Raw genomic sequence first — 18,871 nt, 5'->3', positions numbered from 1 at the left:
GTTGTGGTGCCCCGCAAATGGGGCTTCGGAGGGCAGAACGCCCACCACAACTGCATGATCGACGCGGCCGGGGGGCGCGGGGAGGGGCGGGTGGGGTGGGTGGGGTGGGGTGGGGTGGGTCAGATCAGGTGGAGGTCGCGGGCTCGGCGGACGGCCTCGCGGCGGCGGGTGGCGTCGAGCTTGCGGTAGATGTTGCGCACGTGGGTCTTGACCGTGTTGACCGACAGGGACAGCTCGGCCGCGATCTCCACGTTGGACAGGATGCTCTGCAGGTAGCGCAGAATGGTCAGCTCCCGCTCGGTCAGCGGCTCGTCCAGCGCTGCCCTGCCCCGCTCCGCCGGGGCCCGCTCGGGCGGCGCGTCGGCGCCCCGGACCAGGTCGCTGACCGTCGGCCAGTGCGCCGTGCCGGCGTCCAGGTGCGCGGCGAGCAGGTCGCGGACCCCGGGCTCGGCGCGGGTGAACGCCCGCCGGAAGCCCTCCGGCCCGGCCAGGTCCAGGGCCCGCTCCAGCACCCGTCCGGCCCGCCGCTCGTCGCCCGCGCGCCGGGTCAGCACCGCGTCCAGCACGGCGGCGTCCAGGCGTACGGGCAGCGGCCAGCCGGCCGCCTCCGGCGACTCCCAGTCCGGCAGCGCGTACCCGGCGGCGCGCGGGTCGCCGGCGCGCAGCTCCAACCGGGCGAGCGCGACGGCCAGCGGCGGGGCGGCCCCGTCGCGTACCCGGTCGGCGAGCAGGTCCCGGGCGGCCCCCAGGTCGCCCCGTGCCCCGCGCACGTCCGCCTCGGCGGCCAGCAGCCAGTGCGTCAGCTCGCCGGCCCGGGGCCGGTCGGCCAGCCGCTCCCGCGCCCCGGCCAGCACCCGGTGCCCCTCGGGCAGGTCACCGGCGTCCCGCAGCAGGTACGCCCGGCACAGCGCCGCCACCGCCCCCACCACCGGCTCGCCGGTGGCCGGCGCGGCCAGCGCCAGGTTCGCCTCCGCCTCCTCGGGCTGGTCCCGGTGCAGCGCGACCAGGGCCAGCGCCAGGTACGCGTGGGCGCAGTCCTCCCGGCAGGACCACCCGTGGCAGGGCGGCATGGCGAGGGCGTCGCGGGCGAGGGCCTCGGCGGCCCGCAGCTCGCCCCGGACGGCGTGCAGCAGGGCGGCCCGGCTGGCGCAGACCAGCTCCGTACGCGGCCGGCCGGCCTCCCGGGCCGCCGACAGCGACCGGGCGAAGGCGAGGCCGGCGGCGGGCAGGTCCCCGTCCGCCAGGTCGGCCAGGCCCAGCGCGGTGCCGGCCACAGCCCGCACGTCGGCGTCCTCGGCGCCGGCGCCCCGCGGCTCGGCCGCCACCGGCCCGGCGAGCAGCCCGTCGACGGTGCCGCCCGGCGCCGCCGGGTGCCTCGCGGGACCGCCGGCCGCCGGGGACCGGGCCGGCGCGGACGACGCCGCTGACGGGGACGCTTCCGCCGACGCCGCTGACGGGGACCCTCCCACCGACGCGGGAGACGCGCCCGCCGACGCCGGCGCGGGAGACGCGCCCGCCGACGCCGGGGACGCGCCCGCCGAAGCCGGGGACGTGCCCGCCGGCGCGGGGGACGTGCCCGCCGGGGCGGTTCCGGACGACGCGGGGCGGATGGCGAGCAGCCGGGCGGCGGCGGCGCGTACCGCTTCGGGATCGCCGGCCAGCCGGGCCAGGGTGAGCTCCAGCGCAGTGACCAGCCGCCGGAAGCGGTCCCGGCGCGGCGCCGGCAGGGTCCGGGCGGCCTCGACCGCGCCGCGCAGGTGTTCGGCGGCGGCGGTGGCGTCGCCGGCCCGGGCCCGCTCGGCGGCGCAGGCCAGCCCGAGTTCCGGATCGCGGCGCACGGCCTCCGGCGGCGGGGGCGCGGGCGCCCGACCGGCGGGGGCCTCCCGGTCGTACGGGACCAGCTCCGGCCAGCGCGCCACGAAGAGCGCGGTGGCCCGGTCGTGGTCGCCGCCGGCCAGCGCGTGCCGCAGCCCCTCGGCGGGTCGCCCGTTGTCGGCGTACCAGCCGGCCGCGCGCAGGTGCAGGTCGCGCAGCTCGTCGGCGGGCAGCCGGCCCAGCTCGGCGTGCAGCAGGTCGGCCAGGAGCGGGGGGCACCGGTACCAGGGCGGGCGGCTGCCGTCGCGGCGCAGCAGCCCGCCGTCACCGGCCAGGGCGGCCAGCGTCTGCTCGGCGTCGGTCCGGCCGGTGAGCGCGTCGGCGAGGCCGGCGCAGACCGCGTCGGCGACGGCGGAGCGCCGCAGCACGTCCCGCGCGTCCGGGTCGAGCCCGGCGAGAACCTCCTCGCGCAGGTAGCCGGCCACGTCCGGCTGGTCGCCGCCGAACTGCTCGGCCCAGCGGGCCGGGTCCGGCTGCCCGCGCAGCGCCAGCGCGGCGAAGCGGAGGGCCGCCGGCCAGCCGCCGGTGCGTTCCCGCAGCCGACGCACCCCGGCCGCCGGCAGCGCCACCCCGTGCGCGGTCAGCAGGTCGGCGACCTCGTCGCCGCTGAAGGCCAGCTCGTCGGGGCCGACCTCGGTCAGCTCCCCGGCCAGCCGCAGCCGGTGCACCGCCAGCGGCATCCCGGCGCGGGCGCCGACCACCAGCCGCAGCCGCTGCTCGGCGTGGCGGAGCAGGAACTCCAGCCCGGTCAGCGCCTCCGGATCGGTGATCCGGTGCAGGTCGTCCAGGACCAGCAGGACCGGCCGTTCCCGGGCGGCGAGGGCTGCGGCCAGCACCTCCAACTGGTCGGGGCGGGGCGGCCGGTCGGGCACGGGTGGGCCCGGCACGTCGTCGGCGGGATCCGTGGCCGCGCGCAGCGCCGCCGCCAGGTAGGACCAGAGCCGGTCCCCGTCGTCGCCGGCCTCCACCGAGACCCAGGCCGCCCGGGGCCGGTCGGGTTCCGCCGGGGCGCCCGCCGCCGCGCCGAAGTCGCCCGGAGCGGCCCCGGCCGGCCCGTCGTCCCGGGGTCCCTCGGCGGCGGCGGTCACCGGCCCCTCCCCCACCCGGCCCCGGTGCGCGCCGGCCTCGCCGGCGGCCCGGAACCAGGAGGCGAGCAGCGTCGTCTTTCCCCACCCCGCCGGGGCGCGGACCAGGGTGACCGGTCCGGCGGTCCCCTCGTCCAGCGCCCGCAGCAGCCGGGGCCGCAGCACCAGCGGTTGCGGCGGTGGGGCGGGGCACAGCCGGGACGCCAGCAGCGGCGCATTGGCCGACTCGCGCGCGGCCGTGACGACTCCCCTGTCCCGTACGTCCTCCGGCATCCGGCCCCGCCCTCCACCGATGCGTCCACTCCCCCAGGTCCCGCGGGCGGCGGTTACCCGGCGCCGCCCCGTTCACCCCTTCGGGGGGACCCGGCTTCACCCCGCCCCGGGCGACCCTGGTCGTACGCGGGCGATCGGCCGCGCGCACCGGTGCGCGGGCGGCGTCGGGAGGGGACGGGAGGCGGGGCCGAGGTGGACGGGCGGGGACGGATGGGACGCCTCGCGGGGACGGCCGGGGCGGCGCTCGCCCTCGCGGCGGCGGGCCGGGCGCTGGGCGTACGCCGGCGCGGGTCGGCCTGGCCCCGCGCGGCCGGCCCTGATCCGCGGCCCGGGCGCTGGCAGGTGGTGACCGTCGACCGCGCGCCCGGCGAGGTGCTGCCCGGCGGCCGTTGGCCGGAGCCCCTGCGCCGGCTCGGCGGCGCGGTGCAGGTCGAGCTGCGGCCGGCCCCCGGCTGCCGGGGCACGGAGCTGGCCGCCCGGCCGCTGCCCGGCGCGGCGGCCCCGGCCGGGCTCGCCGCCCACCTGGTCGGCGACGATCCGGGCCTGCTGGTCCGCCGGGCGTTGCGGGAGGTCATGCAGCTCGCCGAGACCGGCGAGGTGCTCCGCGCCGACCGTTGGCCGGCCGACCGTCCGGCGGGACCGCCGCGATGAGGGCGCTGTGCTGGGTGGGGACGGGCGAGCTGGCGGTACGGCAGGTGCCCGACCCGGAGCTGCGCAACGGCCACGACGCCATCGTCCGGGTCCGGCAGAGCGCCACCTGCGGCGGGGACCTGCCGCTGCTGGCCGGGCGGGTGCCCTTCCTCGCCGTCGGGGACGTGCTCGGGCACGAGTTCCTCGGCGAGGTGGTCGAGGTCGGGCCGGAGGTACGCCGGCACCGGGTCGGCGACCGGGTGGTGGTCTGCTCCTCGGTGGCCTGCGGCAGCTGCTGGTACTGCCGGCGCGACCTGCCCTCCTGCTGCGACAACGGCAGCGCCGACCCGGCCGTCGCCGAGGCGGCCTGGGGCCACCCCACCGGGGGCGCGTTCGGCCAGCCCCGGGCGCTGGGCGGCTTCGCCGGCAGCCACGCGGAGTACGTCCGGGTGCCGTACGCGGACGTCGGCGCGTTCACCGTGCCGGAGCCGGTCAGCGACGACCGCGCGTTGTTCGCCTCCGACGCCGCGCCGGCCGGCTGGATGGGCGCGGACCTCGGCCAGGTGCGCCCCGGCGACGTGGTGGCGGTCTGGGGCGCGGGCGCCGTCGGGCAGCTCGCGGCGCGGGCCGCGCGGCTGCTCGGCGCGGAGCGGGTCATCGTCGTCGACGCCGAGGACGAGCGGCTGCGGATGGCCGAGCGGCACGCCGGCGCGGAGACGATCGACCACCGGCTCGCCGACGTCACCGCCGAGCTGCGCGAGCGCTCCGGCGGCCGGGGCCCGGACGTGTGCGTCGAGGCGGTCGGGGCGGCCTGGAACGGGCACGGCCCCCGGTCGCTGGCCGACCGGTTCACCGGCCGCGCCGAGCGGCCGGCCGCCGTACGCGAGGCCGTGCACGCCTGCCGCAAGGGTGGTTCGGTCTTCCTGCTCGGCGAGTTCACCGGCTTCGTCGACACCTTTCCGCTCGGGGCCGTGACCAACAAGGGGCTCACGGTGCGGGGCGCACGGCAGCACGGGCAGCGCTACATCCCGATGCTGCTGGAGCGGATGGCCCGCGACGAGCTGCGTACCGAGCACCTGGCCACCCACCGGCTGCCGCTGGAGCGCGGCGCCCAGGGGTACGCGCTGTTCCGGGACCGGGCCGACGGCTGCGTCCGCGCCGTCCTGAGCCCCGATCTCCCGCCCGCCGGTGGCTGAGGCGCAACGCTGCGGCCCGCCACGCCGGGTGACAGACTCGGCGGATGCGTGAGCAGCGGACGTACGACGTCGTCCTCTTCGGGGCCACCGGCTTCACCGGAGGGCTGACCGCCGAGTACCTGGCCCGCAACGCCCCGCCCGGGCTGCGGTGGGCGCTCGCGGGGCGCAACCCCGGCAAGCTGGCCGCCGTCCGGGACCGGCTGGCCGCGATCGACCCGGCGCTGGCCGGGCTGCCGCTGCTCACCGCCGACGTCACCGATGCGGGGTCGCTGCGGGCGGTCGCCGAGAGCGCCCGGGTGGTGGCCACCACCGTCGGCCCGTACGTGCACCACGGGGAGCCGCTGATCGCCGCCTGCGCGCGCGCCGGCACCGACTACCTCGACATCACCGGCGAGCCCGAGTTCGTCGACCTCATGTACGTGCGCCACCACGCCGAGGCGGAGCGCACCGGGGCGCGGCTGGTGCACGCCTGCGGATTCGACTCGGTCCCGCACGACCTGGGCGTGTGGTTCACGCTCAAGCACCTGCCGGACGACGTGCCGATCACCGTCGACGGCTTCGTCCGGGCGGGCGGGCGGTTCTCCGCCGGCACGTACCACTCGGCGCTCACCGCCTTCTCCCGCACGGCGCAGGCGTCCCGGGCGGCCCGCGAGCGGCGGCAGGTCGAGCCGCGGCCGAGCGGGCGGCGGGTCCGCGCGGTGCCCGGTCGCCTCGCCCGCTCGAAGGAGCTGGGCATGTGGATCGTGCCACTGCCGACCATCGACCCGCAGGTGGTCCGCCGCTCGGCCGCCGCCCGGCCGGAGTACGGGCCGGACTTCCGCTACCGGCACTTCGCCGCCGTGAAGCGGCTGCCCACGGTGCTGGCGGGCGGGGTCGGGCTGGGCGGGCTGGTGACCCTGGTGAAGCTGCCGCCGACCCGGCGCTGGCTGCTCGGCCGGCTCGCCTCCGGGCAGGGGCCGACGCCGCAGCAGCGGGCGAGGTCCTGGTTCCGGGTCCGGTTCGCCGGCACGGGCGGCGGGCGGCGGGTGCTCACCGAGGTGGCCGGCGGCGACCCCGGCTACGACGAGACGGCGAAGATGCTCGCCGAGTCGGCGCTCTGCCTGGCCGGCGACGACCTGCCGGTCACCGCCGGTCAGGTCACCCCGGTGGCCGCGATGGGCGACGCGCTGCTGGACCGGCTGGTGCGGGCGGGGATGACCTTCCGGGTGCTGGACACGCCGCGCTGACCGTCGCCCGCCAGCGGGGCGGGTTGACCCTCGACCAGGTTGAGACGACAGGATCAGCGCCGTGGAGAGCGACCTGCGCAGCATCGGCGAGCTGGCCCGGGCCAGCGGGCTGACCGTCAGCGCCCTGCGGTTCTACGACTCCGCCGGGGTGCTGGCCCCGGCCCTGGTCGACCCGGCGACGGGCTACCGCTGGTACACGGGCGACCAGGTGGCGCCCGCCCGGCTGGTGGCCGGGCTGCGCCGGGTCGGCATGCCGGTCGCCGGGATCGCCGCCGCGCTGCGGTCCGAGCCGGCGCAGGTGCACCGCCTGCTCGACGCGCACCTGCGCCGGCTGGAGGACGGCCTCGCCGACGCCCGCCGCGAGCTCTCCCGGATCCGTACGTTGATCGATGCCGAGGAGCCCATGGTGACCACCGGTCTCGTCCTGTCCCGCGTCGACCTGGCCGCCGCCGTGGACGCGGTCCGCTTCGCCGTCGGCGCCGATCCCGAGCTGCCGGTGCTGGGCGGCGTGCTGTTCGAGTCCGACCCCGACGGCGTACGGCTGGTGGCGACCGACCGGCACCGGCTGGCCGTCGCGCGGGCGGACGCCCGGGTCGACGGGCCGGCGGTGCGGGTGCTCGCCCCGGTCGCCTTCGTCGACGAGGTGCGGGCCCTGCTCGACACCGGCGCGGGCGTCACCGGCGAGGCCCGGCTGACGGTGGCCGGCGACTCCATCGCGCTCTCCGTCGCCGGCCACACGGTCGACGCCGCCGCCCTGCCGTACGACTTCCCGGACCACCGCCGCCTGCTCCGCCCGGCGGGCGACGACGGGCCGGCGCACCGGCTGACAATCGACGCCGACGCCCTGCGGGCGGCCCTGACCAGCGCCGACGCCCCCGTGGTCACCCGGCGGCACGACGGCGCCCCGCTCGCGGTGACCGTGCTCGGCCCGGACGGGAGGGGCGGGGTACGGCTGTTCGGGGCGGACGAGCTGACCGGGGAGGAGGACGCGTTCCGGGTCGGGGTCAACGGCGGCTACCTGCTCCAGGCCCTCGACGCGGCCGGCCGGGGCCAGCTGCTGCTGGAGCTGGACGGCCCGATCGCCCCGCTGGCGGTGCGCCGGCCGGACGACGTCGACGCGTTCTCCGTCCTGATGCCCATCCGGCTCTGACCGCCACGCCCGCCCCGACGCGCCGCGCCAGCCGGCGTTCCGGGGGCGCGACGCCGCCCGCGCGGGGCCGTCGAGACCGGGCCGGGGCGCGACCGGGCCGCGACGGTAGCATCGGTGGGTCCACCCGACGTCCGGACGGAGCGTACGGAGCAGCATGCTCGACATGGAGTTGATCCGGAAGGATCGCGAGGCGGTGGCGACCGCGCTGGCGAAGCGACTGGATCCCGCCGAGGTCAACCGGGCCCTGGACGAGATCCAGCGGCTCGACCAGGAACGCCGTGCCCTGATCAGTGGGATCGACGGCGAGCGGCAGCGCCGCAAGGCCGAGGCGCGCGCGTACGCGGCGGCGAAGCGCGCCGGCACCGAGCCGGAGGTCTCCGCGCCGGAGGCGGGCCGCAAGCAGCTCGCCGAGCTGGAGTCCGAGCTGGACGAGGTGCAGTCCCGGCTGCGCGGCGTGATGAGCGAGCTGCCCAACCTCCCCGCCGACGACGTGGTGCCGGGCGGCAAGGAGGCCAACCGGGTCGTCCGGACCTTCGGCGAGCCGCCGGTGATCGGGAAGGTCCGCGACCACATCGAGCTGAGCCGGATGTTGGGCCTGGTCGACCACGAGCGCGGGGTCAAGCTCGGCGGCTCCGGCTTCTGGATGTACACCGGCATGGGCGCCCGGCTGGAGTGGGCGCTGCTGAACTTCTTCGTCGACGAGCACCTCAGCGCCGGCTACGAGTTCCTGCTCCCGCCGCACCTGCTGCTGGACACCGCCGGGTTCGCCGCCGGGCAGTTCCCGAAGTTCTACGACGACGTCTACCACCTGGACCGGGAGTCCGCCCCACGCGGCCAGTTCCTGCTGCCCACCTCGGAGACGGCGATCCTCGGGGCGTACCAGGACGAGATCCTGGAGACCGCGAAGCTGCCGCTGAAGGCGTTCGCGTACACCCCCTGCTACCGCCGCGAGGCGGCCGGCTCGCACTCCGACGAGCGGGGCACCGTGCGGGGCCACCAGTTCAACAAGGTGGAGATCTTCCAGTTCTGCCTGCCGGATCAGGCCGACGCCGCGCTGGAGGAGATGCTCCGGCACGCGGAGAGCCTGGTCGAGAAGCTGGGCCTGCACTACCAGCGCACCCTGCTCTCGGCCGGCGACGCCAGCGCGTCGATGAAGAAGACCCTCGACATCGAGGTGTGGATGCCGAGCACCGGCAAGTACAAGGAGGTGTCGTCGGTCTCCTGGGCCGGCGACTACCAGGCGCGCCGGGCGGCCATCCGCTACCGCGAGCCGGGCGGCAAGCAGACCCGCTTCGTGCACACCCTCAACGGGTCGGCGCTGGCCACCAGCCGGCTCTTCCCGGCCATCCTGGAGCAGTTCCAGCAGCCCGACGGCTCGGTGCTGGTCCCCGAGGTGCTCCAGGCCCGCCTGGGCACCGACCGCCTGACCCCCCGCTGACCGTACCGGTCCCTTCCCCGCGCGCCCGTGTCGAGTTCTTCGACACGGGCGCGTGACGTTTCGTCCGGTCCCGGGGGCACGTCAACGCATCCACACATGCCCATGCATTGACAGCGCTTGCAATGCGCTTGTAACCTTTCGGAAATTTTCAAGCCGCGCTGCAAGATCTCGGCAGCGCCGGGGTTCCCCGGCCTCGCCTCCGCCCCGTCCCCGCCCCGTCAGGAGTCCTCCCATGCAGAGACGTCGACGGTTGTCGGCGATCGTCGCCCTCGGCGTGATCGCCGCCCTGATCGCCCCCACCGCCACGACGGCGCCCCCGGCCGCCGCGGCCCCCGCGGGCACAAAGAAGGTCATCGCCAACCTCTTCGAGTGGAACTGGTCCTCGGTGGCCACCGAGTGCCGCACCACCCTCGGCCCTAAGGGCTACGGCTGGGTGCAGGTCTCGCCGCCCCAGGAGCACGTCCGGGGCTCGCAGTGGTGGCTGGCGTACCAGCCGGTCAGCTACCGCATCGAGTCCCGCAAGGGAACCCGCGCCCAGTTCAAGTCCATGGTCGACAGCTGCCACGCGGCCGGGGTGAAGGTGGTCGTCGACGCGGTCGTCAACCACATGTCCGGACAGGACAACGGCGGCACCGGCTGGGCCGGCTCGACGTACGGGCACTACGACTACCCGGGGATCTACCAGACGCAGGACTTCCACCACTGCGGTCGCAACGGCGGCGACGACATCGCCAACTACAACGACCGGTGGGAGGTGCAGAACTGCGAGCTGGTCAACCTCGCCGACCTCAGGACCGAGTCGGACTACGTCCGGACGAGGATCGCCGGCTACCTCAACGACCTGCTCTCGCTCGGCGTCGACGGCTTCCGGATGGACGCCAGCAAGCACATGCCGGCCGCCGACATCGCCGCCATCAAGGGCAAGCTGTCCCGCTCGGCGTACATCGTGCAGGAGGTGATCCACGGCGCCGGCGAGCCGATCCAGCCGGGCGAGTACACCGGCAACGGCGACGTGCACGAGTTCCGCTACGGCAAGGACCTGGCCCGGGTCTTCCGCTCCGAACGGCTCGCCTACCTGCGCAACTTCGGCGAGGGCTGGGGGCACCTGCCCAGCGCCTCCGCGGCCGTCTTCGTGGACAACCACGACACCCAGCGCGACGTCGGCGGGGTGCTGACGTACCGCGACCGGGGCATCTACGCGCTGGCCAACGCGTTCATGCTCGCCTGGCCGTACGGCTCCCCGACCGTCATGTCGAGCTACACGTTCAGCCAGCGCGACCAGGGCCCGCCGTCGGACGCCTCCGGCAGGACCCTGGACGCCACCTGCTACTCGGGCTGGGAGTGCGAGCACCGCTGGCCGGTCGTCGCCAACATGGTCGGCTTCCGCAACGCCACCGAGGGCGCCGGCGTCGTCAACTGGTACGACAACGGCAACAACCACATCGCCTTCGGCCGGGCCGGCAAGGGCTACGTCACGATCAACGACGAGGATTACGCGGTCACCGGTCGGTCGTACCAGACCGGCCTGCCGGCCGGCCGCTACTGCGACGTCATCCACGGCACCTTCGGCAACGGCACGTGCAGCGGGCCGGTGATCACCGTGGACGGCAACGGCTGGTTCGCCGCGAACGTGCCCGCCCACGACGCGATCGCCATCCACGCGGGCGCCCGGCTGAGCTGACGGCCCCCACCGGCGCGGATACCGCCCCGACTGGCGGTCCCCACCGGCGCGCACCCCGCCCCGGCCGACATTCCGGCCAGGGCGGGGTTTCGCCGTCCTCCACCCGTTACAGTTTGTTTGTGCGTTTTGACCGAATGAACCGGCGGCCCGTCCGCGTGCTGGCTGCCGTCGGCGTACCCCTGCTCCTGCTGGCCGCCGGGGCGACGGGCTGGGCGCTCACCCCCCGGACCGCGCCCCCCGCGCCGCCGGTCGTCGAAGCGCCCGCGCCGACCAGCGCGGCCCCGACGCCCGAGCGGGTGCCCGTCGCCGCGCCCGCGCCGGACCACCTGCCGGTGGTCGACTACGACCCGGCCCCCACCGGCTTCCCCGCCGACCCGGACACCCTGGACACCAGGCCGCTGACCGAGGGCCTGCACCCGACCCGCCGGATCGCCGCCTACACCGCCCCCGGCGGCCGGCCGCTGGCCTTCCTCGACCCCACCATCAGCGGCGTCGAGCTGACCATGCCGATCGCCCAGCGGCGGGCCGGCTGGGTGGCGGTGCTGCTCCCGTCGGCCAACCGCACGCTCGCCTGGCTGCCGCCCGGCGGCTACACCACCGTGGCGCTGCGCGACCAGCTCGTGGTGGAACGCAAGCCGCACCGACTCACCTGGTACCGGGCCGGCCGGGCCATCCGCAGCTGGGAGGTCAGCCTCGGCCAGCGCGGCCAGGAGACCCCGCTGGGCCGGACCTTCGTCCTCGGCCGGACCCCGCCGCCGGAGAGCGTGTACGGAGGCGTCGACATCTTCGCCCTCGGCTCGGTGCCCGACGACCCGGACTCGGTGCCGGCGGGCCTGCGCGGCGCGCACATCGGCGTGCACAGCTGGTACCACGACGGCGAGCTGGGCCGGAACACCACCAACGGCTGCATCCGGCTGACGAAGAGCGGGCAGCGGGAGCTGCTGGCCGAGCTCCGTCCCGGCACCGAGGTGGTGGTGGTCGACGAACTGCCCGCCCCGCCACCGACGGCCTGACGCCGCCTGACTCAAGGGGCGACCCGCTCGTCCGCTCCGGCCAGCGGGAACTGACGCGGCAGGGACGGGCGCGCCTGCCCGAGCGTGCGCCACAGGAACTCCAGCGTCAGCGCCCAGACGAAGGCGCGCTGCTCGTTGTTCGCCGCCGCGCCGTGCCCGCCCTCGACGTTCTCGTGGTAGGCCACCTCGTGGCCGTGCTCGCGCAGCCGGGCCGCCATCTTGCGGGCGTGCCCGGGGTGTACCCGGTCGTCGCGCGTCGAGGTGACCAACAGGACCGGCGGGTACGCCGAACCGCCGCGGACGTTGTGGTACGGCGAGTACCGGCGCAGGAACTCCCAGTCGGCCGCCACGTCCGGGTCGCCGTACTCGGCCATCCACGAGGCACCGGCCAGCAGCCGGTGGTAGCGCCGCATGTCCAGCACCGGCACGTGCGCGACGACCGCCCCGAACAGCGCCGGGTGACGGGTCAGCATCACCCCCGTCAGCAGGCCGCCGTTGCTGCCGCCGAAGATGCCGAGCCGCTCCGGCGAGGTGATGCCGCGCGTCACGAGGTCGGCCGCCACCGCCGCGAAGTCCTCGTAGGCCCGGGGCCGGTTCTCGCGCAGCGCGGCGCGGTGCCACCGGGGGCCGTACTCCCCGCCGCCCCGGATGTTCGCCACCACGTAGGTGCCGCCCCGGGCCAGCCAGCCCCGGCCGATGATCCCGCTGTGGTACGGGGTCAGGGAGATCTCGTAGCCGCCGTAGCCGGTGAGCAGCGTCGGCCCGCCGGGCGCGTCCGGGTCCCCCACCACGAAGTACGGCACCCGCGTGCCGTCGGCCGAGGTGGCGAAGAACTGGCGCACCGCCAGGCCGTCCGCGTCGAAGGACGCCGGCGCCCGCCTGAGCGTCTCGACCGCGCCGCCGACCTGTCCGAGCCGCAGCGTCGCCGGCTGGAGGAACCCCTCCGAGACGAGCAGGTAGGAGTCGTCGTCGTCCGGATCGGTGTCCACGACGCGGCTGTGGTCGAACTCCGGCACCCCCGGGAGCGGCTCCCGCCGCCAGCCCTCCCCGTCGGGCGTCAGGACCTCGAGCCGGCTCCGCACGTCGACGAGGGTGGCCAGGATCAGGTGGTCGCGGGTCCAGAAGTGCCCGCTCAGCGACGTGCGGTCGTCGGGCCGGAAGAGCACCGTCATCTCCCGCTCGCCGGCGAGGAACGCGTCGAACCGGGTCACCAGCAGGGCGCCCGCCGGATGGGTCACCCCACCGACCGGCCACGGCGATCGCAGCCGGACCAGGAGCCACTCGCGGTGCACGTCCCACTCGGCGTCCTCCGGCACGGCGATCAGGATCCGCTCGCCCGTCCCCGTCAGCAGGTGCCGCTCCGAGCGGTAGAAGTCCAGCCGGCGGCCCACGAAATCGCGCTCGAAGCCGGGCGTCGGGTCGTGCGTGGCCCACGCGGCGACGTCGTCGGCGTGCCCCTCCTGGACCACCTCCGCCTCCGACAGCGGCGTGCCCCGCCGCCACCGCCTGACCACCCGGGGATACCCGGAGGAGGTCAGCGAGCCGGGCCCGAAGTCGGTGGCGACGTAGACGTGGTCGGCGTCGATCCAGCCGACGTCGCTCTTCGCCTCGGGCAGCGTGAAGCCGTCCTCCACGAAGACGCGGCGGCCGAGGTCGAACTCGCGCACGACGGCCGCGTCGCCGCCGCCCCGGGACAGGCTGACCAGGCAGCGCCCGTGACCGGGGCGCAGCACGGTCGCCCCGCCCCAGACCCAGTTCTCGCCCTCCGCTGCGGCCAGCGCGTCCAGGTCGAGCAGCACGTCCCACTCCGGCTCGGGCCGGCGGTACTCCTCGATCGTCGTCCGGCGCCAGAGCCCACGCGGATGCGCGGCGTCGGTCCAGAATTCGTAGAGGTGCTCCCCGCGCCGTCGCGGCAGGGCGATCCGGTCGTCGGCGTCGAGCACCCGCCGGATCTCGCTGCGCAGGACGGCGAACGCCTCGCCACCGGTGAACGCGGCGGCGGTCTCCGCGTTGCGCTCGCGCACCCACCGGGCGGCGTCCGCACCGTCGAGGTCCTCCAGCCAGAGGTACGGGTCGTCGCTCTCCACGCTCACCGTCGCCACCCCGCCACTATGCCCGACGGGAGACGCCCGAGTCGGGGCACCTGTCGGCATGGCGACGACCACCCGGCTCCGGTCGGGTCGGCTTCACGGCCGGGTGTGTTGCTCGGCGGCGTCGAACGCGGGCGCGAGCGGGGCCAGCGCCCTGCGGAGCTGGTCGGCCAGTGAGCCGGAGGGCACGACCAGTCCTCCGGCGGCCGAACTCTCGGCGGCGTCCGTGCTCCCGGCCGGCCGGAGCCAGCTCTCCAGCGCGATGCGAACCGCCCCGGCCACGCTTGCCGCGAGGACGCGGGCCGTGTGTGCTCCGGCGTCGTCCAGGCGTTCGGCGATCACCGCCGCGAGAGGGCGCTCAATGCCGGCGGTGGTATCGAGGAACGCGTCGCGCAGCGCGGTCCGGGTGGTGATCAGCAGCAGCGCCTTCTGTTCGCGCTCGCCGGTGTTCGTGTACTGCTCGACCACTGCCTGGGTGACGGCGTCAGCCAGGCGCACCCCTGCGGGCCGGGCCGCGACCGCCGCCGCGATCCGCGCCTCCCGGTCCGCGGTCACGGCAGAGACGATCGCCTGCTCGCGGCTGGCGAAGTAGTTGTTGTAGGTGCGCGGCGAGACCCCGGCCGCTTCGGCGATGTCCTCGACCCGCACCTGGTCCAGTCCGCGCTCCTCGGCCAAGCGCAGGGCCGCCTCGCGTAGCGCCTCGCGCGTGGCCTGCTTCTTCCGCTCCCGCAGCCCCGCTGGTGTCGTCACGGTCCCAGCGTCCCACGCAGGGATGCACGCACCAAAGTTGCGGGTACGCAAACTTGCGCGCACGCACTTTTTGTGCCAGCCTCGACCCGACCGAGACCGACGGAAGAGGACGTGACCATGCGAGCAAGAGGGATGACCTACGACACCGGATTCGTCGTGAACGACCAGATATCCCGCGAGAACTTCGACCCCGAGGTGGTCCGGCGCGAGCTCGCCATCATCCGCGACGACCTGCACTGCAACGCGATCCAGATCATCGGCGGCGACCCGGATCGACTGGAGCTGGCCGCCGGTGCCGCCGCCGAGCTCGGCTTGGAGGTCTGGTTCTCGCCCTATCCGCTTGAGCTGGATCCGGAGCAGATCCTCGTGCTCTTCCGCGACTGCGCCGAGCGAGCGGAACGGCTCCGGCGGCAGGGGGCCACAGTCGTCTTCGTTGCCGGGGTCGAGCTGAGCGTGATGAACCGCGGGTTCCTGTCCGGGGAGAGCCCCGAGGAGCGGGTCGAGCAGCTGATGAGCCGACCCGAGCGGCGGGCCGAGGCGATCCGCGAGCTCGGCGTGCGCATCAACGCCTTCCTCCGCGAGGCCGCGGCCACGGTCCGCGAGCGCTTCCAGGGCAGGCTCACCTACGCATCCATCCAGTTCGAGCAGGTCGACTGGACTCCCTTCGACGTGGTGACGTTCGAGCTGATCCGCTCCGCCGAGGTCGCCGACCGGTTCCGGGACGCGGTGCGCACCCTGGCCCAGGGCCCGAAGCCGCTCGCCATCACCGGCTTCGGCACCGCGGCCTACCGCGGCGCGGGGGACCGCGGTGGGCGGGTGCTGGAAGTGGTCGAGTACGACCCGGAGACCAGGGCTCCTGTCCGGCTCAACGGCATCTACGAGCGTGACGAGGCCGGCCAGGCCGCATATCTGAGCGAACTGCTGGAGATCTTCGAGACCGAGGGCGTGGACAGCGCGTTCGTGTTCCTGTTCGCCCTGCCTGGCTACCCGCACCGCCCGGACGGCGACCCCAGGTACGACTTGGACCGGGCTGGCCTGGGTATCGTCAAACTCCTCGAAGGGTGCCGGGGACAGACCTACCCCGACATGGAATGGGAACCCAAGGCCGCCTTCGCAGCAGTGGCGCAGCGGTACCGGAGGGGATGACGGTCAGGCGCCACCCGCGGCGGTGGGTCACGTAGGTGATCCGCCCGGTGTAGTGGGCTCGGGAGGCCACACCCGCGAGGCTGTCTGAGCTGGCATGCACGTGACCGTCGCGGGTAGTACCCGAACATGAGGGCGAGTTTCCGGCTCGGCCGGATCGCGGGCGTACCGGTCGGGGTCAATTGGAGCGTCCTGGTCATCTTCGCGCTGATCGCGTGGGGGCTGTCGGCCAACCAGTTCCCCCGGGCCTACCCGGACCGACCCGTCGCCGCGTACGTCCTGGCGGGGCTCGCGGCGGCGGTGGTCTTCTTCCTCGGCCTGCTCGCCCACGAGGTCTCGCACGCGATCGTCGCCAAGCGCAACGGGCTGGAGGTCGGCGGGATCACCCTCTGGCTCTTCGGCGGGGTGGCCGAGCTGCGCGGCGAGGCGCGCGACCCCGGCGCGGAGCTGCGCATCGCCGGCGTCGGCCCGCTGGTGAGCCTGCTGATCGGGCTCTTCTTCGGCGCGATCGCGGTGGTGCTCGCCCTGGCCGGGGTGGAGGGGCTGTTGATCGGCTCGCTGGGCTGGCTGGCCGGCATCAACGTGCTGCTGGCGGTCTTCAACGCGCTGCCGGCCGCCCCGCTCGACGGCGGGCGGCTGCTGCGCGCGGCCGTCTGGAAGGCCACCGGCGACCGGACGAGGGCGTCGGTCGTCGCCGCCCGGGCCGGCTGGGTGCTCGGCGCCGTGCTGATCGGCCTCGGGCTGTGGCAGTTCCTGGCCGGCGTCGGCTTCGGCGGGCTGTGGCTGGCCCTGATCGGCTGGTTCCTGATCGGCGCCGCCGGCATGGAGGAGCGGCAGGCCCGGATGGGCAGCGCGCTGCGGGGCGTCCGGGTGGCCGACGTGATGACGCCGCAGCCGCAGACCGCGTCGGGGCAGATGACGGTGGGCGACTTCGTCGACCACTACCTCTTCGCGTACCGGCACACGGCGCTGCCGCTGACCGAGGACGACCGGCCCGTCGGCCTGGTCACCCTCGACCGGGTGCGCGGCATCCCGGCGGACCGCCGGGCCGCCACCACGCTGGCCGAGGTGGCCTGCCGCGCCGACGAGCTGGTCCTCGCCCGGCCGGAGGAGCCGCTGAACGAGCTGCTCCCCCGGCTCAGCGAGTGCGCCGACGGGCGGGCGCTGGTGGTGACCGACGGCCGGCTCGTCGGGATCGTCTCGCCGAGCGACATCAGCCGGGCGGTGCAGCGCGGCAGCCTCCGCGAGCAGCTGGGCGACAGCCGGCCCGGCCGCTAGTCGCGCGGAAGGTAGTGGTCGAGCAGGTCGGTGCGGAACGTGCCGGCCGGGTCGAGCCGGCGCGCCAGGTCGAGGAAGTCGGCGTACCGGGGCCAGGCCGCGGCGAGGACCGCCGGGGCGAGGCCGAAGACCTTCCCCCAGTGCGGGCGCGGCGCGAACGGAGCGAGCCGCTCCTCCACCGCCGCCACCACCGGCAGCACCGCCGCCGCGTCCGCGGTCCAGGTGAAGTGGATGGCGAGGCTGTCCCGCTCGTGGTTCGGGCTGAGCCACAGCCCGTCGGCGGCCACCGCCCGCAGCTCGCAGACCTGGAGCACCGGCGCGATCAGGTGCGCCACCGGGTCCAGCGCGGCCAGCGCCGCCGCCGCCGAGCCGCGCGGCACGTGGTACTCCGACTGCAACTCCTCCCCGCTGCTGGGGGTGAAGCCGAGCCGGAAGTGCGGCAGCCGTTCGTGCCACGGGCCCGGCACGCCGAGCTGCGGGGTGCAGTTCCGCGCGGGCATGCCCGACACGGGGTGCCGCGGCGCGTCGGCCGCCGTGGTGCCGAGCCAGTCCGCCGGGAGCGGGGCCGCGTCCGCGCGCTGCTTGACCCACACCTCCCGCAGCCGCGGCGACCGCCAGTCGGTGAAGACGCTGACGCTGTACGCCGAGGCGAACGCCGCGTCCAGCGCCGCGCGGGACAGGCCGAGGCGGACGTGCTGACGGACCTCGAAGGTCGGCACCACGTCCAGGGTGACCCGGGTGACGACGCCCAGCGCGCCCAGCGCGACGACCATGCCGGCGAAGGTGTCCCCGTCGGCCGCCCGGTCCACGGTCAGCAGGTCGCCGCCGGCCGTGACCAGCTCCAGCCCGGCGACCGCGCTGGCCAGGTTGCCGATCGTCTCCCCCGAGCCGTGGGTGCCGGTGGCGACCGCCCCGGCGACCGAGATGTGCGGCAGCGAGGCGAGGTTGGCCAGGGCGTACCCGCGCGCGTGCAGCCAGGCCGCGAGGTCCCCGTACCGCATGGCGGCCGGCACCGTGACGGCCCGGCGGTCCGGGTCGAGCGCGACGGTCGCGGGCAGCCCGGCCAGCGAGACCAGGTCGCCGGTGGTGTCGCCGAGGCGGTTGAACGAGTGTCCGGTGCCCACCACCCGGAGGCGGTCGCTGCCGGCCACCAGCCGGCGCAGCTCGTCGAGGGAGGAGGGGCGGTGGTGGCGGCGGGCTGCGTAGCGGACGTTGCCCGCCCAGTTGCGCCGTGGCCCGGCCCCGGCGGCGCTCACGGGGTGCGGTGGCGATCGGCGGACCGCTCGTCGGCCGGGGCCCCGCCGAGCGCGTCAACGAAGCGGTCCCCGGCATGCCGGGCCAGCGCCGCCGCCACCTCGGCGGGCTTCTCCCGGACCCGCGCCAGGTCCAGCAGCTCCACCGCGGCCCGGCCGTCGGCCGGGTGGCGCGCGTCGGTCGGCAGGTCGGCCAGCGCGCCCGGCGCGGGCACGAGCAGCAGGCGCGGCGTCGGCGACAGTCCGTCCCGGGCCGGCGGCCGGGTCAGCGCCAGCGCCGCGACCTCCGCCCACGCGATCGTGCGGCGCAGCCCGGGGCGGCGGACGGTCAGGCCGTCGGCGTCGATGACGAACCGGAACGGGCGCAGCAGGCCGACCAGCACGCCCCCGCCCAGCAGCACGGCCCCGAGGGCGACCAGCCGGCGCAGCAACGTGTGCTCCCCCGGCAGCGCCAGCAGCACCCCGCCGCCGACCACACAGGCCAGGGGCAGCACCAACGCCCCCCGGTTGCGGTGCAGTTCCACGTCGTACCCCCGTTCGACACCGTGGTCGTCGGGAGGCATCATCCGACGACCGTCGGCGGGTCGGAAACCGGTCGATCGGGCACGGTTACCCCGCCGTCGTCGGGGAACCCTACGCCGATGAGCAGCTACCGCGATCCCGCCCCGCGGGGCGACGTGTTCCCCTCGGGCCAGGTGACCGACCCGATTGGCACCGGACCGGCGCCGTCGGGCGGGGCGTATCCGGCGGGCACCACGCCCGGCCCCCGGCCGACGCCGGCGCCCCCGCC

The 18,871-nt window shown here is 75.9% G+C and carries 14 protein-coding genes; 9 read left to right on the top strand and 5 right to left on the bottom strand.

Going from position 1 to position 18,871, the window contains the following annotated elements:
- Positions 1-119: 119 nt before the first annotated feature.
- A complete protein-coding gene (locus ACSNN9_RS22515; protein ID WP_436675251.1) occupies positions 120-3,233 on the bottom strand; it encodes a LuxR C-terminal-related transcriptional regulator in 3,114 nt (1,037 codons plus the stop codon).
- Between the two features lie 210 nt (positions 3,234-3,443).
- Here ACSNN9_RS22515 and ACSNN9_RS22510 point away from each other — a divergent pair, with 210 nt between their 5' ends.
- From ACSNN9_RS22510 to ACSNN9_RS22480, 7 genes are all read left to right on the top strand, one after another.
- Positions 3,444-3,884, top strand: coding sequence for a hypothetical protein (locus ACSNN9_RS22510; RefSeq protein WP_436675250.1), 441 nt, complete (start codon positions 3,444-3,446; stop codon positions 3,882-3,884).
- Positions 3,881-5,059: an alcohol dehydrogenase catalytic domain-containing protein gene (locus ACSNN9_RS22505; protein WP_436675249.1), complete on the top strand. Its 1,179-nt coding sequence runs from the start codon at positions 3,881-3,883 to the stop codon at positions 5,057-5,059. The genes ACSNN9_RS22510 and ACSNN9_RS22505 overlap by 4 nt, the downstream gene beginning before the upstream one ends.
- A 44-nt stretch (positions 5,060-5,103) precedes the next feature.
- Positions 5,104-6,285, top strand: coding sequence for a saccharopine dehydrogenase family protein (locus ACSNN9_RS22500; RefSeq protein WP_436675248.1), 1,182 nt, complete (start codon positions 5,104-5,106; stop codon positions 6,283-6,285).
- A gap of 73 nt (positions 6,286-6,358) precedes the next feature.
- Positions 6,359-7,435, top strand: coding sequence for a MerR family transcriptional regulator (locus ACSNN9_RS22495; RefSeq protein ID WP_436675252.1), 1,077 nt, complete (start codon positions 6,359-6,361; stop codon positions 7,433-7,435).
- A 154-nt stretch (positions 7,436-7,589) separates the two neighbouring features.
- Entirely contained in the window at positions 7,590-8,873 is a 1,284-nt protein-coding gene (gene serS / locus ACSNN9_RS22490; protein ID WP_436675247.1) for a serine--tRNA ligase, read from the top strand.
- 232 nt (positions 8,874-9,105) lie between these two features.
- Positions 9,106-10,554 (top strand): alpha-amylase, encoded by a 1,449-nt coding sequence (locus tag ACSNN9_RS22485; RefSeq protein ID WP_436675246.1) that lies wholly within the window; start codon positions 9,106-9,108, stop codon positions 10,552-10,554.
- A 119-nt stretch (positions 10,555-10,673) separates the two neighbouring features.
- The gene (locus tag ACSNN9_RS22480) at positions 10,674-11,567 is read left to right on the top strand and encodes a L,D-transpeptidase (RefSeq protein ID WP_436675245.1); all 894 of its coding nucleotides are present in this window, start codon (positions 10,674-10,676) and stop codon (positions 11,565-11,567) included.
- 11 nt (positions 11,568-11,578) lie between these two features.
- Here the strand turns inward: ACSNN9_RS22480 and ACSNN9_RS22475 are convergent, their stop codons facing one another.
- Positions 11,579-13,669 (bottom strand): prolyl oligopeptidase family serine peptidase, encoded by a 2,091-nt coding sequence (locus ACSNN9_RS22475; RefSeq protein ID WP_436675244.1) that lies wholly within the window; start codon positions 13,667-13,669, stop codon positions 11,579-11,581.
- A gap of 84 nt (positions 13,670-13,753) precedes the next feature.
- A complete protein-coding gene (locus ACSNN9_RS22470) occupies positions 13,754-14,407 on the bottom strand; it encodes a TetR/AcrR family transcriptional regulator (protein ID WP_436675243.1) in 654 nt (217 codons plus the stop codon).
- 132 nt (positions 14,408-14,539) lie between these two features.
- On the opposite strand from ACSNN9_RS22470, the gene ACSNN9_RS22465 reads away from it, so the two are divergent.
- The gene (locus ACSNN9_RS22465) at positions 14,540-15,553 is read left to right on the top strand and encodes a hypothetical protein (RefSeq protein ID WP_436675242.1); all 1,014 of its coding nucleotides are present in this window, start codon (positions 14,540-14,542) and stop codon (positions 15,551-15,553) included.
- A gap of 126 nt (positions 15,554-15,679) precedes the next feature.
- Positions 15,680-16,828 (top strand): site-2 protease family protein, encoded by a 1,149-nt coding sequence (locus ACSNN9_RS22460; RefSeq protein ID WP_436675241.1) that lies wholly within the window; start codon positions 15,680-15,682, stop codon positions 16,826-16,828.
- Here ACSNN9_RS22460 and ACSNN9_RS22455 read toward each other — a convergent pair.
- Together ACSNN9_RS22455 and ACSNN9_RS22450 are read right to left on the bottom strand one after the other, a co-directional pair.
- Positions 16,825-18,084 (bottom strand): FAD-binding protein, encoded by a 1,260-nt coding sequence (locus ACSNN9_RS22455; RefSeq protein ID WP_436675240.1) that lies wholly within the window; start codon positions 18,082-18,084, stop codon positions 16,825-16,827. The genes ACSNN9_RS22460 and ACSNN9_RS22455 overlap by 4 nt on opposite strands.
- Complete coding sequence (locus ACSNN9_RS22450; RefSeq protein ID WP_436675239.1) at positions 18,081-18,647, bottom strand: hypothetical protein; 567 nt, start codon at positions 18,645-18,647, stop codon at positions 18,081-18,083. The genes ACSNN9_RS22455 and ACSNN9_RS22450 overlap by 4 nt, the downstream gene beginning before the upstream one ends.
- Positions 18,648-18,871: the final 224 nt, after the last annotated feature.

Origin of the sequence: Micromonospora sp. URMC 107 (genome assembly GCF_051386315.1) — a bacterium.
Lineage (GTDB): Bacteria > Actinomycetota > Actinomycetes > Mycobacteriales > Micromonosporaceae > Micromonospora.
The sequence above is the reverse complement of the archived record's forward strand: the minus strand, read 5'-3'. Positions and strand labels throughout refer to the sequence as shown.

Bases quoted from the DNA above. Each gene is read 5' to 3' on its own strand.
- ACSNN9_RS22515 (WP_436675251.1), bottom strand. From the start codon at position 3,233: ATGCCGGAGGACGTACGGGACAGGGGAGTCGTCACGGCCGCGCGCGAG.
- ACSNN9_RS22510 (WP_436675250.1), top strand. From the start codon at position 3,444: ATGGGACGCCTCGCGGGGACGGCCGGGGCGGCGCTCGCCCTCGCGGCG.
- ACSNN9_RS22505 (WP_436675249.1), top strand. From the start codon at position 3,881: ATGAGGGCGCTGTGCTGGGTGGGGACGGGCGAGCTGGCGGTACGGCAG.
- ACSNN9_RS22500 (WP_436675248.1), top strand. From the start codon at position 5,104: ATGCGTGAGCAGCGGACGTACGACGTCGTCCTCTTCGGGGCCACCGGC.
- serS (WP_436675247.1), top strand. From the start codon at position 7,590: ATGCTCGACATGGAGTTGATCCGGAAGGATCGCGAGGCGGTGGCGACC.
- ACSNN9_RS22485 (WP_436675246.1), top strand. From the start codon at position 9,106: ATGCAGAGACGTCGACGGTTGTCGGCGATCGTCGCCCTCGGCGTGATC.
- ACSNN9_RS22465 (WP_436675242.1), top strand. From the start codon at position 14,540: ATGACCTACGACACCGGATTCGTCGTGAACGACCAGATATCCCGCGAG.
- ACSNN9_RS22460 (WP_436675241.1), top strand. From the start codon at position 15,680: ATGAGGGCGAGTTTCCGGCTCGGCCGGATCGCGGGCGTACCGGTCGGG.
- ACSNN9_RS22450 (WP_436675239.1), bottom strand. From the start codon at position 18,647: ATGATGCCTCCCGACGACCACGGTGTCGAACGGGGGTACGACGTGGAA.